Genomic DNA, 14,313 nt, shown 5'->3' with positions numbered 1-14,313 from the left:
CACGGGTAATGGATGTCCTGAAACACTGTTATCTGCGCCCGCATATTGCGGAAGCGCGGGGGATGCGACGAAGGCTGCTGCGCCCCGGGATGTCGAGAGGTGAGGTGGTGAGAGCCTCGAGGTGACGAGCCGAGGTGAGGTGCGAACGGACAGAGGTGTGGCGAGGTCGTGGGCAGTTAGCCTGACGACATGCTGACCGTGGCTGCCCGCGCCGACGTCCCGCCCTTCCACGTCATGGACGTGCTGTCCGCCGCCGCGCAGAGGCAACGGACGCACGGCGACGTGATCTCCCTGGCGGCCGGTCAGCCGTCGAGCCCCGCGCCGCGCCCGGTGCGAGCGGCCGCGGCGCGCGCGTTGGACCACCACGCGCTCGGGTACACCGAGCAGCTGGGGATTCCTGAGCTGCGGCAGGCCATCGCCGGGCATTACAAGCGGCAGTACGACCTCGACGTGACGGCCGACGACGTGGTGGTGACCACGGGTTCGTCGGGGGCGTTCACGCTGGCGTTCCTGGCGGCCTTCGACGCGGGCGATCGGGTCGCGCTGGCTCGGCCGGGGTATCCGGCCTACCGCAACATCCTCAAGGCGTTGGGGTGTGAGGTCGTCGAGTTGCCTTGCGGGCCGGAGACGCGGTTCCAGCCCACGGTCGAGATGCTCGATCCCGGGCTCAAGGGCGTGATCGTGGCCAGCCCCGCGAATCCGACCGGGACCGTCGCCGACGTCGAGCCGATCGCGCGGTGGTGTGCGGGCAACGGGGTTCAGCTGATCAGCGACGAGATCTACCACGGGATCAGCTACGGCGAGCCCCTGCGGTGTGCCTGGGAGACGTCGCGGGACGCGATCGTCGTCAACTCGTTCTCCAAGGCGTTCGCGATGACCGGGTGGCGGCTCGGGTGGATGTTGTTGCCGGAGCGGCTTCGCCGGGCGGTGGATTGCCTGACTGGGAACTTCACGCTGTGTCCGCCGGCGTTGGCGCAGTACGCGGCGGTGGAGGCGTTCCACGAGGACTCGTACGCGGAGACGGCCGGGCACCTCAAGCGGTACAAGGTGAATCGGGACCTGTTGCTCGAAGGGCTGACGGACCTCGGGATCGGCAAGCTGGCGCCGGCTGACGGGGCGTTCTACGTGTACGCGGACGTCCGGCACCTCACGGACGACTCGATGGGGTTCTGCAGGAAGCTGCTCGGCGACACCGGGGTCGCGATCGTGCCCGGCATCGACTTCGACCCCGTGGACGGGCACCACTTCGTGCGGATGTCGTTCGCGGGTGCGACCCAGGACGTCGAGGAAGCGCTCCGGCGGTTGAAGGCCTGGCTCTGATCGGGCGAGCAACCCGACGCCGAACGCCGAACGCCGAGCCGCAACAAATCCGGCCCGCCGGACGTTCACGGAGAGGAGGAAGGGGAGTCCTATGTGGGCGATCATCGGGTGGCTGGTGGCGATCTGGATCGTGCTGGCCGTCGTCGGGGCCGTCGTGAAAGGCCTGTTCTGGCTCGCTGTGATTGGAGGACTACTCCTCGCAGGCACCGCGGCTTACGGTGCGATCAAATCCAAGCGGTGACTCTGGATTAATGCCAACGCACCACTCACCATGAGGCGGTGTTGTTAGCCAACGAGGCCCGCCTCGAGCGGTGGGAGCGAAAGGTCGAGTGGCCGTTGACGGCGCTCGCCGTGCTGTTCCTCGCCGCCTACGCGTGGCAGGTTCTTGACGATCACGGGGCGATGCACGTGCCTCTGGAGATCGCGTTGTGGCTGGTCTGGCTCTTGTTCGCGGTCGAGTTCGGCATGCGGCTGACCTTGGCGCAGAACAAGTGGAAATTCCTGAAAACGCACCTGTTCGATCTTGCCGCGGTTGTTCTGCCGATGGTGCGTCAGCTCAGGGTGCTCAGGCTCATCACGGTCATCACGTTGCTGAACAAGAAGTTCCAGCACAAGATCAGGCAACGTGTCAGCATTTACGTGGCGGGTGTGACGGCAATCGTGGCGTTTTGCGCGAGCCTTGCCGTGCTGGATGCGGAAAGGCACGCGGAAAACGCCAGCATCACCACGTTCGGAGACGCGTTGTGGTGGACGCTGACCACCATGTCGACGGTCGGGTACGGCGACCGCTATCCCGTCACGGGTGAGGGCAGGCTCGTCGCCGGGTTGCTCATGGTCGGTGGCATCGCGTTGCTCGGTGTCATCACCGGCACGATCGCCAGCTGGCTGGTGGAGAAACTGCGCGGCGTCGAGGAAGCGGAGCTCGAGACCGCGCAGGAGCTGCGGAACCTACGGGCCGAGATCGCCGAACTCCGTGCGGAGCTCGGCGCGCGCCGCAGCGGCTGACGTCCACAGTCGCGCGTCCCAGCCCGCCACCAGCGCACCCTCCACATTGGACAGGCGGTCGTCCAGGAAGATCACGTCCGACGAGCCGATCACGTCCGACGCGTGCTTCCAGATCGCCGCGTCCGGCTTCGCGCAGCCGAGGTCGCCGGAGAAGATCAGGTGCCGGAAGTGCTTGGCCCACGGGACCTTCTCGGCCAGCCGCCCGAACGTCGACGGCGCGTTCGACAGCAACGCCAGCGGCAGTCCCAGCGCGGACAGGTCCTCGATCAGCGCGACCGTCTCCACCACCGGGTCGTCGAGCCAGCCCGCGTTGTCCATGGCGGTCAGCTCGCGGACGAGGGCGTCGTCGAGGGTCAGCCCCAGAGCAGAACCGATCCGCGCCCAGTAGTCGGCGTCCGAGCCGCCGCGGTCGTAGGCGTCGCGGTCCCAGTACGCCACCTCGAAGGTTTCCAGCGTCACGCCGAGCTTCGCCGCCATCGCGGGCCTGGCCGGGTTCCGCTGGCTGATCACCTCGCCGAAGTCGAACACGATCCAGCGCATCTCAGATGTCCTCTCGAAGCCGGCGAAGCACTTCGGCGATGTCGGACGAGTCCACGTCGCCGTGCGTCACGAACCGAACCTTGCCTGACATCGGACTGGCGAAAACCCCGACCTCCCGCAGCGACAGCAGCGTCTTGTCCAGGTCGGGCACGGTGGCCAGCACGATGTTCGTCGCGGGCTCTGCCACCTCCCAGCCCAATGACCGCAGTCCGGAAGCCAATACATCAGCGTTCGAATGATCGTCGGCCAGGCGGTTAATCCCCTCGAGGGCGACTAGACCCGCCGCGGCCAGCACACCGCCCTGCCGCACGCCGCCGCCCAGCATCTTCCGCACCCGCCGCGCCTCGACGACGAACGAGGCGGACCCGGCCACCACCGACCCGACCGGCGCCCCGAGCCCCTTCGACAGGCACACCTGCACGGTGTCGACCCCCATGGCCAGCTCAGCGGGTGAGACCCCAAGAGCAACGGACGCGTTCCACAGCCGCGCGCCGTCCAGGTGCACCGCCAGCCCGGCCGACCGTGCGGCAGCCACCAGAGCGGCATGATCAGAAACCGAGGTCACCGTGCCACCGGCGGCGTTGTGCGTGTTCTCCAGGCACAACAACGTGGTGCGCAGCCCGTAATAAGGAGACTCGCCACCGGCGGCCGCGAGCACGGCCTCCGGAGTGACGACGGGCAGCGCGTGCGGCATCCCACCGGCCAGCCACGCGGCTGTGCCGAGCTCGGCGTCCAGCACGTGCGCGCCCAGAGGAGTCAGGAACCGGTCACCGCGCGTCAGGTGCAGGAACAACGCGATGAGGTTGCCCATCGAACCGGAGGGCACCCAGAGGGCCGCCTCGACGCCGAGCAGCCCGGCCACCCGCTCCTCCAGAGCGGCCATGGTCGGGTCGTGGTCCAGCACGTCGTCGCCGACCTCGGCCGCCGCCATCGCGCGGCGCATGGCCTCGCCGGGCTTCGTCACGGTGTCCGAGCGCAGGTCGATGGGGGTCACGAGCTCGATCACATCACATCAGGTGAACGACCGAGGGGGTGATGTAGCTCTCCCCGATGGTTCGTGCAACCGTTGGTGACTCAGTTTCCGTCCAGTCAGTGCAACTCGAGGAACGAGCGGAGAGCAGTCCGCGTGGATCAGCGCGACGAGCAGGAGTTCGCGGAGTACTTCGTGGCTCGCCGTGAGGCCGTGCGCCGAACGGCATACCTGCTGTGCGGCGACTGGCACCGCGCTGACGATTTCGCGCAGACGGCCTTCGTAGCGGTGCACAGGAGGTGGCGGAAGATCCGGGACAAGCAGGCTCTCGACGCCTACGTCCGGCGCACCGTCGTCCGGGCGGTGATCGACGAGTCACGCCGTCCGTGGCGGCGCGAGAAGTTCACCGACGAGATGCCGGAGTCACCGACGACGGACAACGAGATCGGTGAGACCGTCGCGACGCGCCAGGCGTTGTTGAAAGGCCTGCGCAGAGTCCCGCCCAGGCAACGGGCCGTGCTCGTGCTGAGGTTCCTCGAGGGCCTCGACGTCACGGCCACGGCCGAGGCGTTGAAGTGCTCGGAAGGAACTGTGAAGAGTCAGACCGCCCGCGGCCTGGCAGCGCTGCGGGAAGCTTTGGGCGATGCCATCGACGACCTGCGACCGGCGTCGTGACCAGCGAGAGGAGGACGTAGATGGACGAGCAGAAGCTCGCGGACCTGTTCCGCGACGCGGCACACGACGCACCACCGGCGTCCTTCGACGCGGGCGACGTGCTCAAGGCCTCACGCCGCGCCACGCTGCGCAGGCGCAACTCGATCGCGGCCGGTACCACCCTGGTCGTCGTTCTCGGGTTCGGCGGGGTTTTCGCCGCGAACAGCTGGGTAAGCCAAGACGCGAGCACATTGAACAACGCGGGTTCTGGGCAGAACCGTGACAACGCGGCAGAATCGCCGATGACTCCGTTCGAAGCAGCACCCCCCACGAACTTCTCCGGCCAAAGCCAGTCCACGCAGGGGGACGGGTCGACGCCGGGAAGCACTGGTCCTTCGACCAGTGAAAACGCAGTGCAGGGCTGCGTAGGTGTGGACCGAGAGCTCGCCGACGCCCTCGCCGTCGAGCTTTCGGTCTCACCGGCCGAGGCGATCCCGCCCACCGTGACCTGTCCGCCGGACGCCCGCTCGGCCGCGTTCAGGATCGACGGGCTGACGATCACCGCGATCGTCACGCCGCGGTCGTTCGACGCCCCGCCCGGCGCGGAGAAGGCGAAGACCGCCCAGGGCCAGGACCTCTACGTGTTCACGCAGGGCGACGGGGAGCTGAAGGGGCGGGCCAAGCGGTTCGCGGACGCACTGGCCCCGCGGTTCTGATCGTCCGCCCAGTACCCTGGCTCGACTATGACGGCAGCAACTCCCAAGGGTGAGCGCAGGCGGCAGGCGCTCGTGGAGGCGGCGTCCGGCCTGTTCGCCGAGGGCGGGTTCGACGCGGTCAGGCACCGCGCGGTCGCCGAACGCGCAGGTCTGCCGCTCGCGTCGACCACGTACTACTTCGACTCGCTGGACGAGCTGATCACCGCGGCCGTCGAGTTCCACGGCCGCAGCGAGCTCGCGACCTTCCGGCAACGGCTCTCGTCGATCTCGGAGGAGATCACCGACGACGTGCTCGTCGAGTTCATGCTCGACCTGCTGGTCGGCGAGGACGCGACCGACATCGAGGCCGTGCTGCTGCGCTACGAACGCCTGGTCGCGACCGGTCGCCGCCCGTACCTGCGGCCGTTGATGCGCGCGCTGTCGACCGAGCTGCGCGAGCTGATCGCCGACGTCTTCGCGCGTTCAGGCCGTGCCATCGACGGCGACCGGGTCGAGGAGCTGATCGCGCTGGTGGACGGATCCGTGGTGAACTCGTTCATCGAGCTCAAGTCGGACCCGCGGGGTGTGGCGGACAGGATGCTCCGTTCGGCTCTTTCGCGTCACGCGTGATGCAACCTCGCGTTCCTCCGATGCGTTCCCCTGGTTGAGGACGCGAGAGGGGATCGCATGCGCAAGGCCGATGAACAGGGCTTTCGCGAGTTCGCGGCAGCCAATGCCGCGTCTTTGCGACGTACTGCGTATCTCTTCTGTGGCGACTGGCACACAGCTGAAGACTTGATGCAGTCGAGCCTCATGAAGATGTACCTGGCGTGGAAGCGCATCAAGGACCTCGACAACCTGATCGCGTACGCCCGCAAGGTGCTGCTGCGCACCTGGCTGGACGAGAAGCGCAGGCCGTGGCGCCGTGCCGAGCAGCGGGACGGAGAGCTGCCCGACGCCGCGGACGCCACCGTGGACCCCGACACGACCAGCGCGAAACTGTGGGCCCGCGAACTGGTTCACACCGCGCTGTTGCAGGTACCCCCGAGGCAACGAGCGGTGCTCGTGCTGCGTTATTTCGAGGACCTGTCAGTCGCCGAGGTGGCGGTGGCGATGGGCTGCACCGAGGGAACGGTCAAAAGCCAGACGGCGCGTGGTCTAGCGACTCTGCGCACCATCGTGGAGAAGCTCGACAACAGTTCGGGGAGGGTCGCGTCGTGAGTGAGCAGGAGATCCGCGAGGGAATGCTGCTGGCCGTCTGGGACGAGCCGCCGCTCGACTTCGACCCCGACACCCTGATCAGGCGGGTCGAGCAGAAAAAAAGTCGTCGCCGAGCGCTGGTCGCTGTGGGAGTGGCTACGGCGATGATCGCCGTGGCGTCGCTCTCGCTGCCCAGCCTGTTGCAGCGCGACCGGGACAGCCAGCTCGGCGCCGAGACCCACACCAGCTCGTCCGCGCCGCCCCAGGTGCAGTCGTCGGAGAAGAGGGCCCAGCTCGTCGGCGACAAGCTGGTGGAGCGGCTCGGCGTCCAGATGACGAACATCAACGAGCTCTACGCGTCGTTCAACCCCGGCCGCAACCCCGTCTACCCGCCGTACCAGACGAAGCCGCCGCGGTGGGACGGCGAACGCGACTACTCCGGCTACCTGTACCTGACCGACGAGATCGGACCGACCGCGCTGCGCGTGATGGTCTACACGGGCTCGTTCTCCAAGGGCGACTTCTGCTCCGGCGCGAGCTCGTGCCAGGACATGAAGACGATGGAGGACGGGTCGATCGTCTACGGGGCCGAGTTCCTCCAGGGGACCTCGAAGGTCCAGCAGTCCGGTGTCGCGCGCAAGTTCGAGAACGGGCTCGTCGTGGAGATCACCGCTTACGCGTACAACCCCTCGAACGGAAACGGGCAGCGGGAGACGGTGCCGGTGCGCGTGGCTGTGCTCACACAGCTGGTCACGGACCCGGGCATCGCCTGGTAGCGGGTCTGGGGTGCACTAATCTGAACGCGTGACGAAGCCCCGCATCGCCAACGTCCTCGCAGGTCGCTACGCCTCCACGTCGCTCGCGACGCTCTGGTCGGCCGAGCACAAGATCGTGCTGGAGCGCCAGCTGTGGCTCGCGGTGCTGCGGGCGCAGGCGGCCGCGGGCATCGAGGTGCCGGCGACGGCGATCGCCGACTACGAGCGCGTGCTGGAGCAGGTCGACCTGGAGTCGATCGCGGCGCGCGAGCGGGTCACGCGGCACGACGTGAAGGCGCGCATCGAGGAGTTCAACGCGCTCGCGGGCCACGAGCAGGTCCACAAGGGCATGACCTCGCGCGACCTGACCGAGAACGTCGAGCAGCTGCAGGTGCTGCGCTCGCTGGAGCTGATCAGGTCCAAGGCAGCCGCGGTCCTCGGCCGTCTCGCCCGCCTCGCGGCCGAGCACTCCGACCTGGTGATGGCCGGCCGTTCGCACAACGTGGCCGCGCAGGCCACGACGCTGGGCAAGCGCTTCGCGACGGGCGCCGACGAGCTGCTGGTGGCGTTCAGCAGGCTCGACGAGCTGATCTCGCGTTACCCGCTGCGCGGCATCAAGGGCCCGGTCGGCACCGCTCAGGACATGCTCGACCTGCTCGGCACGCCCGAGAAGCTGGAGGAGCTGGAGCGCACGGTCGCGGGGCACCTCGGCTTCGAACGCGTGCTGACCTCCGTCGGCCAGGTGTACCCGCGCTCGCTCGACTTCGACGTCGTCTCGACGCTCGTGCAGCTCGCCGCGGCGCCGTCGTCGGTGGCGAAGACCATCCGGCTGATGGCGGGCCACGAGCTGGTGACCGAGGGCTTCAAGCCCGGCCAGGTCGGGTCCAGCGCGATGCCGCACAAGATGAACACCCGTTCGTGCGAGCGCGTGAACGGCTTCGCGGTGATCCTGCGCGGTTACCTGTCGATGGTCGGCGAGCTCGCGGGCGACCAGTGGAACGAGGGCGACGTGTCGTGCTCGGTGGTCCGCCGGGTCGCGCTGCCGGACGCGTTCTTCGCGTTCGACGGGCTGCTGGAGACGTTCCTGACGGTGCTGGACGAGTTCGGCGCCTACCCGGCCGTCGTCGCCCGTGAGCTGGACCGCTACCTGCCGTTCCTCGGCACGACGAAGGTGCTGATGGCGGCCGTGCGCGCGGGTGTCGGCCGCGAGACCGCACACGAGGCCATCAAGGAGAACGCGGTGGCCGTCGCGCTGGCGATGCGCGAGCAGGGCCTGGCGCAGAACGACCTGCTGGAGCGGCTCGCCGCGGACTCCCGGCTGCCGCTCGACAAGGCCGCCCTGGACGCGCTGCTGGCCGACCGCCTGTCGTTCACCGGCGTGGCCGCGGCGCAGGTCGCGTCCATCGTGGAGCAGGTCGCCGCGGTGGTCGACAAGTACCCGGCCTACGAGCCGGAGCCGATCCTGTGATCGTGTCCGACCTGGTCCTCTACCCGGTCAAGGGCTGCGGCGGGTACTCCGTCGCAGCCACCGAGGTGGACGTGACCGGACTGCGTGGCGACCGGATGATGATGCTGGTCGGCGACGACGGCGTGTTCCTGTCGCAGCGCAAGGTCCCGGAGATGGCGGCGCTGCGTCCGTCCCTCGTGGACTCCTCGCTGTCGATCGGCGGTGAGTCCTTCCCTGTCGTCGTGGACGGACCGCGCGTTCCGGTGGTCGTGCACACCTGGCAGGGCACCGGGATCGACCAGGGTGAGGCTGCCGCCGCGTACTTCTCCGACGCGCTCGGGAGGTCCGTGCGGCTCGTGCGGACGCCACCGGACCTGCGCCGCGAGACGACCGGCGAGACCACCGGGCTGGTCGGGTACGCCGACGGCAACGCGCTGCTGGTGCTCTCGCTGTCCTCATTGGACGGGCTGAACGAGCGCATCCTGGAACGCGGCGGCGATCCCGTGCCGATGAACCGCTTCCGCCCCAACGTGGTCGTGTCCGGCTGGCCGGAACCGCACACCGAGGACCGGGTGCGGCGCGCGGCCATCGGTGACGTGGAACTGGCCTACGCCAAGGACTGCGTGCGGTGTGCCGTGCCGATGGTCGACCAGGGGACCGGGTTGAAGTCCGGGCCGGAGCCGATTCGTTCGCTGGCGACCTACCGCCGTGATCCGGACGGCGGTGTGACGTTCGGGATGAAGGCCCAGGTCGTGCGCACCGGCACGGTCGCGGTCGGCGACAAGATCGACGTGCTGGAGTGGCGGGCCTAGACCATCTGCCAGCGCAGGCGGTCGCCGCGGCTGGGATCCTTGCGGCACACCAGCTTCTCGCCGAGCAGCCCGATGCCGTTCGCGTTCTCGGGATCGCACCGCGCGCCCTCGTTGACCAGCAATCCCTGCTGCGGGGGCTCGGTGGTCGTCGGCTGCTGCACCGCGGGAGGGGTCTGCGCGGGTGGCGGTTTCGGCTGCGTGGTCTTCGTGGTGCTGGTGGTCGTCGTCGATGACGACGATGTCTTCACCGTGATCTCGACGCCGTCAGGGGTCGGCACGATGCTGACCGGCTGGGGCGTGCTCGAGTTCAGCGAGCCGCCGGAAGACGGGGACGAAATGGGACTGGAGTCGAAGCTCCACCCGGCCACACCCAGCACGATGAGCAGTCCCAAGCTTGCCAAAGCCGGGATCCACAAGGCCTTTCTAGGGAGCACGGGTGCACCTTAAGCTTCTTTTGCCTTGATCTGTAGTGGTGCGGGGGTGTACGTAGGTTTGCGAAACTCGGGCCACGTAGGCTGACCAGCGTGCCCACGCTCGCTGACTACCAGCACGTCGCCCGCGGCAAGGTTCGCGATCTGTACGACGTGGACGACGAGCTGCTGCTGTTCGTCGCGTCCGACCGCATCTCCGCGTACGACCACATCCTGAGCTCGGAGATCCCCGACAAGGGACGCGTGCTCACCGCGATGAGCGTGTTCTGGTTCGAGCGGCTCGCCCCGAACCACCTGGTCGCGTTCGACGACCCGCGCATTCCCGCCGAGGTCCGCGGTCGTGCGCTGCTGGTGCGCAAGCTGCGGATGGTCGACGTCGAGTGTGTGGCGCGCGGTTACCTGACGGGCTCCGGCATGGCCGACTACACCGCGACCGGTGCGGTGTGCGGGATCGAGCTGCCGGCCGGGCTGGTCGAGGCGTCCGAACTGGACCCGCCGATCTTCACGCCCGCCTCGAAGGCCGAGATCGGTGCGCACGACGAGAACGTGTCGTTCGACGTCATCGCCGAGAAGCACGGTGTCGAGCTGGCGTCGAAGCTGCGCGACCGCACGATCGAGCTGTACAGCGAGGCGCGCGCGTACGCGTTGACGCGTGGCCTGATCCTGGCGGACACGAAGTTCGAGTTCGGGCTGGACGCCTCCGGTGAGCTGATCCTCGCGGACGAGGTGTTCACGCCGGACTCGTCGCGCTACTGGCCGGCCGAGGGCTACGAGCCCGGCCGCGTGCAGCCGTCGTTCGACAAGCAGTACGTGCGCGACTGGCTGACGTCCGAGGCCTCCGGCTGGGACCGCAAGTCGGACGTCGCGCCGCCCGCGCTGCCGGCGGATGTCGTCGAGGCGACCCGTCAGCGGTACGTCGAGGCGTACGAGCGGCTCACCGGCCGGTCTTTCGCTGACTGGCTTGCGTAGTTAGCTCTGGTTTCACGCGGATGTCACCACGGCGTGGCGCACTCATACGGTGCACTCACAGCTCGTGGTCTCTCTGTCCGGCATCGGTCCGCAGACACTCGACCGATGCGCTGATCTCGCCGCGGCCCTTGATCCGCGGCAGGTGCCGTTGTCGCTGCTCGTAGCACCTCGCGAGCTCGGCAGGGCGCAGGAATGGGTGCGGCACCGCACCTCGCTCGGTGATGCCGTCGTGCTGCACGGCCTCGGCCAGCGGCGGCTGCCGGCCTACGAAGCCGGGTTGTTGCTGATGGGCGCGCGTCTGCAGATGGACGCCATCGGGCTCAGCGCCGACACGTTCGCGCCACGGCGTTGCGTGGCGTCGCCCGGGACGTTGCTCGCGCTGGCCAAGCACAGGTTCCACCGCTGCGCCGACGCGCACGCCGTCCGCGAGGTCGGCAGCGGGCTCGCGACGCTGGGGCGCCTGCACGCGCTGACCGAACGCAGCAGCTTCGGTGAGCTGCGCTCGCTCGCGCTCGTTTACGGGGCGGCCAGGTCCGCGCGCCGCGGCGGGCTGACCCGGATCACCGTCGACGCCCGTGACCTGCACCGGCCCGGTGCGCGCCAGGCCGTGCTCGACGCCGTGGACATCGCACTCGCCCACGACGCCGCGCCGACCACCTACGTCAGACTGCCGTCGCCTCGCCTGGCTCCAGCGGCCTGAACTCGGTGCCGTCCGGCTTGAGGTTCGAGATCATGCCGTAGGCGAACGCGGGCATGGCCAGCAGCTTCTCGTGGATGGGCACGGCCACCCGCGGGCGGACGGCGCGCAGGAAGTCGACGGTCTCGCCGAGGCGCATCCACGGGGCCATGGTGGGCAGGCCGAGCACGTCGATGTCCTCGTCCGGCACGAACAGGGCGTCTCCCGGGTGGTAGAACGCGCCGTCGTTGATCACGTAGCCGGCGTTCTCGATGACCGGGATGTCCTCGTGGATCACGGCGTGCTTGCCGTTGACGACCTTCACGGTGATGTCGCCGACCTTGAGCACGTCACCCGGCCGGGCGACGGTCGGGTTCTCGACCTTGGGCGCGCTGCCCTCGTCCACGATCAGCTGCGCCTGCGGGTTGGCCTTCAGCAGCGCCGGCAGCCGTTCCTCGTCGAGGTGGTCGAGGTGCTGGTGGGTGACCAGCACGGCGTCCAGGTCGCGGACGTCCTCGAACCCGGACGAGAACGTGCCGGGGTCGATCAGGATGCGCGTCGTCCCGCTGTCGAGAAGTACGCAGGCATGACCGAAATGGACAAGTTGCACGGATTCCTCCATTACCGACTTTTGGCGGGCTGACACGGTCAGGTGACGTCGGAAGTATCAAATGGCATGAGGAAAACCCTGCAACTCCTCACGGCACTGGCGCTTGCCCTGCCGATGACGACCATCGTCCCTGCTACCACCACCTCTACACCTGCTGAGGCTTCGTCGCCGCAGACGCAGGAAATCGGAACTGAGGAAAACGTCTCAGTCCGCGTGGGTGGCGCGAATCGTTCGACGTTGATCGAACGACCGGGGTCCGGATACGTGAAGCTGCATTTCACGGACCTCCGGATCCTGCCCGGTGACGTGCTCACGGTGTCGAACCCTGACGGCACCGAGAAGTACACGTACACGAGAGACCTGAAGGCCTCGCTGACCGCCACGGTCGACGCGTCGGGCTTCTGGGCCATGTCGATCACGGGTGACCGCGCTCTGGTCTCGGTGACCAACCCGCTGTCGCGCGTGCGGATCGACAAGCTCACCCGCGGCTACACCGAGGCCGAGATGTCCTCTCAGCCGTCCGTGCAGAGCATCTGCGGCACGAACGACTACAAGGACGCCGTCTGCTACCAGTCGAGCAACCCGACCGAGTGGGGCAAGACCGCGTCCGTGGCGAAGCTGCTGCGCAACGGCAGCTCGCTGTGCACTGCGTGGCGCGTCGGTCCCAACAACCGCATGCTGACCAACGAACACTGCTTCACCAGCACCAGTGGCATCGAGGTGTGGTTCAACTACCAGTGCCCGACCTGCGGCGGCACGGCCTCGGCCACCGTCACGAAGGTGCTGGCGGCTTCGGTGCTGAAGTACAGCGCCGCGCTGGACTACACCCTCTTCACCGTGAACAACTTCGCGGCCATCAGCTCGTTCGGCTACCTCGAGCTGGACGCGCGCGTTCCGGCCGTGGGTGAGGAGATGTACATCGTCGGCCACCCGGCCGGGAAGCTGAAGAAGCTGTCGTTGCGCGACAACAACAACGGCGGCGGCTACTGCGTCGTGCGTGCCGTGCGCGTGAACGGCAGCTCGTCGCAGTCCGACATCAGCTATATGTGCGACACCGAAGGCGGCTCGTCCGGCTCACCCGTGCTGTCGAGGCGCACGCACAAGGTGATCGGGCTCCACCACTTCGGCGGCTGCCCGAACCAGGGCGTGCGCATCGACCTCGTCGCAGCGCAGATCAACTCACTGCTGTAGCGCGCTGAGGATCTCCGCCTCCTCGTCCGGCGTCAGGCCGGCGTTGCGGGGCCTGTCCAGCCCGAGGCCGCGCTCGTACTCCAGCGAGTCGAGCGCGGTCTCGGCCAGCGGCCGCACGCGCAACCCGTTCGCCAGCGCGTTGCTGACATCGCGGCCGACCATCTTGGCCCACTCCTGCGGCAACCACATCGGCAACGACCGCGGCCCGGCCCACGGGTTGATCGACAGCTCCTTCAACAGGCTCTCGGGCACCGGCACGAGCTGCGTCCCGGCGGGCGCCGTGGCCCCCGCGATCTCGCCCATGGCCATCTGGAACGGCATGACGGGCCCCGTCGAGTCGTACGTGCCGGTGACCCGCTCCTCGGCCGCGAACACGATCCACTGCGCCAGATCCCGCGCGTCGATGTGCTGGAACCCGAGGTCAGGGCTGTCCGGCACGACCACGCGCCCACCCCGCGCCATCCGCGCGGGCCAGTACCCGAACCGGTCGCTCGGGTCGTCGGGCCCGGTGATGAGCCCGGCCCTGACGATGAACTCCCTGCTGGCCACGGCCTCGCGGACCGCGATCTCGCTGGCCACCTTGACGCTGCCGTACCGCTCGGAGGTGAACTCCTCGTTCGGGTCGTCCTCCAGCGGCGGCAACAGCTCGTCGCTGCCCGTCGAGTGGTCCGCGTAGACGGAGATGCTGGACACGAACGTCCAGTGCGGCGTCGTGGCCCCGAACGCCTCCAGCGCGTCCCGGACCCAGTTCACCGAGTACTTCGACACGTCGATCACGGCGTCGAACTGCTCGCCGGCCAGCGCGTCGAACGCACCGGGTCTGTTCCGGTCGACCTGGACCAGCGTGGCTCCGTCCGGCACCCCGCCCGAGGCACCGCGGGCAGCGCAGACCACGTCGTGGCCGCGGCGGACGGCCTCCGCCGTGATGGCCTTGCTGAGGAACACGGTTCCGCCGAGCACGAGGATCTTCATGATCCCCAGCATCCGTCCGATCGGGCTCGGCTGCCACCGGTCTCGCTTTCGGCGAAATAGCTTGGT

18 protein-coding genes are annotated in these 14,313 nt (G+C 68.3%); 13 read left to right on the top strand and 5 right to left on the bottom strand.

Annotated features, from left to right (window positions below):
* The first annotated feature begins 189 nt into the window (after positions 1 to 189).
* The 3 genes from ACSHWB_RS12485 (at position 190) to ACSHWB_RS12475 (ending at position 2,325) form a co-directional block, all read left to right on the top strand.
* Positions 190 to 1,320, top strand: coding sequence for a pyridoxal phosphate-dependent aminotransferase (locus tag ACSHWB_RS12485; RefSeq protein ID WP_439662196.1), 1,131 nt, complete (start codon positions 190 to 192; stop codon positions 1,318 to 1,320).
* A 91-nt stretch (positions 1,321 to 1,411) separates the two neighbouring features.
* Positions 1,412 to 1,561, top strand: a complete 150-nt coding sequence (locus ACSHWB_RS12480; RefSeq protein ID WP_166049133.1) for a hypothetical protein — start codon at positions 1,412 to 1,414, stop codon at positions 1,559 to 1,561.
* A 38-nt stretch (positions 1,562 to 1,599) separates the two neighbouring features.
* Positions 1,600 to 2,325 carry a potassium channel family protein gene (locus ACSHWB_RS12475; protein WP_439662195.1) on the top strand — a complete coding sequence of 242 codons (726 nt, stop codon included), beginning with the start codon at positions 1,600 to 1,602 and terminating at the stop codon, positions 2,323 to 2,325.
* Here ACSHWB_RS12475 and ACSHWB_RS12470 read toward each other — a convergent pair.
* Positions 2,269 to 2,865: an HAD family hydrolase gene (locus ACSHWB_RS12470; protein ID WP_439662194.1), complete on the bottom strand. Its 597-nt coding sequence runs from the start codon at positions 2,863 to 2,865 to the stop codon at positions 2,269 to 2,271. The two genes, ACSHWB_RS12475 and ACSHWB_RS12470, sit on opposite strands and share 57 nt — an antisense overlap.
* 1 nt (position 2,866) lies before the next feature.
* Entirely contained in the window at positions 2,867 to 3,808 is a 942-nt protein-coding gene (locus ACSHWB_RS12465; protein WP_439664579.1) for a GntG family PLP-dependent aldolase, read from the bottom strand.
* Between the two features lie 183 nt (positions 3,809 to 3,991).
* Between ACSHWB_RS12465 and ACSHWB_RS12460 the strand changes: the two genes are divergently transcribed.
* From ACSHWB_RS12460 to ACSHWB_RS12430, 7 genes are read left to right on the top strand one after another with little or no spacing between them, the layout of a single operon-like run.
* Positions 3,992 to 4,510, top strand: a complete 519-nt coding sequence (locus tag ACSHWB_RS12460; RefSeq protein ID WP_439662193.1) for a SigE family RNA polymerase sigma factor — start codon at positions 3,992 to 3,994, stop codon at positions 4,508 to 4,510.
* Between the two features lie 20 nt (positions 4,511 to 4,530).
* A complete protein-coding gene (locus tag ACSHWB_RS12455) occupies positions 4,531 to 5,205 on the top strand; it encodes a hypothetical protein (protein ID WP_439662192.1) in 675 nt (224 codons plus the stop codon).
* A 27-nt stretch (positions 5,206 to 5,232) separates the two neighbouring features.
* Complete coding sequence (locus ACSHWB_RS12450; protein ID WP_439662191.1) at positions 5,233 to 5,814, top strand: TetR/AcrR family transcriptional regulator; 582 nt, start codon at positions 5,233 to 5,235, stop codon at positions 5,812 to 5,814.
* A gap of 57 nt (positions 5,815 to 5,871) precedes the next feature.
* Complete coding sequence (locus ACSHWB_RS12445) at positions 5,872 to 6,405, top strand: SigE family RNA polymerase sigma factor (RefSeq protein WP_089918696.1); 534 nt, start codon at positions 5,872 to 5,874, stop codon at positions 6,403 to 6,405.
* On the top strand, positions 6,402 to 7,160 hold the full coding sequence (locus ACSHWB_RS12440) for a hypothetical protein (protein WP_439662190.1): 759 nt from the start codon (positions 6,402 to 6,404) through the stop codon (positions 7,158 to 7,160). The genes ACSHWB_RS12445 and ACSHWB_RS12440 overlap by 4 nt, the downstream gene beginning before the upstream one ends.
* A 28-nt stretch (positions 7,161 to 7,188) precedes the next feature.
* Complete coding sequence (gene purB, locus ACSHWB_RS12435) at positions 7,189 to 8,607, top strand: adenylosuccinate lyase (RefSeq protein WP_439662189.1); 1,419 nt, start codon at positions 7,189 to 7,191, stop codon at positions 8,605 to 8,607.
* A 2-nt stretch (positions 8,608 to 8,609) separates the two neighbouring features.
* Positions 8,610 to 9,398, top strand: coding sequence for an MOSC domain-containing protein (locus ACSHWB_RS12430; protein ID WP_439662188.1), 789 nt, complete (start codon positions 8,610 to 8,612; stop codon positions 9,396 to 9,398).
* Here the strand turns inward: ACSHWB_RS12430 and ACSHWB_RS12425 are convergent.
* Entirely contained in the window at positions 9,395 to 9,799 is a 405-nt protein-coding gene (locus ACSHWB_RS12425; RefSeq protein ID WP_439662187.1) for a hypothetical protein, read from the bottom strand. The two genes, ACSHWB_RS12430 and ACSHWB_RS12425, sit on opposite strands and share 4 nt — an antisense overlap.
* 123 nt (positions 9,800 to 9,922) lie before the next feature.
* On the opposite strand from ACSHWB_RS12425, the gene ACSHWB_RS12420 reads away from it, so the two are divergent.
* On the top strand, positions 9,923 to 10,798 hold the full coding sequence (locus ACSHWB_RS12420; RefSeq protein ID WP_439662186.1) for a phosphoribosylaminoimidazolesuccinocarboxamide synthase: 876 nt from the start codon (positions 9,923 to 9,925) through the stop codon (positions 10,796 to 10,798).
* Between the two features lie 49 nt (positions 10,799 to 10,847).
* Entirely contained in the window at positions 10,848 to 11,498 is a 651-nt protein-coding gene (locus ACSHWB_RS12415; RefSeq protein ID WP_439662185.1) for a DUF2334 domain-containing protein, read from the top strand.
* Here the strand turns inward: ACSHWB_RS12415 and ACSHWB_RS12410 are convergent.
* Entirely contained in the window at positions 11,461 to 12,084 is a 624-nt protein-coding gene (locus tag ACSHWB_RS12410; RefSeq protein ID WP_439662184.1) for an MBL fold metallo-hydrolase, read from the bottom strand. The genes ACSHWB_RS12415 and ACSHWB_RS12410 overlap by 38 nt on opposite strands.
* Positions 12,085 to 12,348: 264 nt before the next feature.
* On the opposite strand from ACSHWB_RS12410, the gene ACSHWB_RS12405 reads away from it, so the two are divergent.
* On the top strand, positions 12,349 to 13,275 hold the full coding sequence (locus ACSHWB_RS12405; RefSeq protein WP_439662183.1) for a trypsin-like peptidase domain-containing protein: 927 nt from the start codon (positions 12,349 to 12,351) through the stop codon (positions 13,273 to 13,275).
* Here the strand turns inward: ACSHWB_RS12405 and ACSHWB_RS12400 are convergent.
* Complete coding sequence (locus tag ACSHWB_RS12400) at positions 13,264 to 14,247, bottom strand: NAD-dependent epimerase/dehydratase family protein (protein ID WP_439662182.1); 984 nt, start codon at positions 14,245 to 14,247, stop codon at positions 13,264 to 13,266. The two genes, ACSHWB_RS12405 and ACSHWB_RS12400, sit on opposite strands and share 12 nt — an antisense overlap.
* Between the last annotated feature and the right edge of the window lie 66 nt (positions 14,248 to 14,313).

Source organism: Lentzea sp. HUAS TT2, from assembly GCF_051853195.1.
In the GTDB taxonomy this organism is placed as follows: Bacteria; Actinomycetota; Actinomycetes; order Mycobacteriales; family Pseudonocardiaceae; genus Lentzea.
Note: the sequence above shows the minus strand (reverse complement) of the source record. Positions and strands in the feature narration are given on the sequence as shown.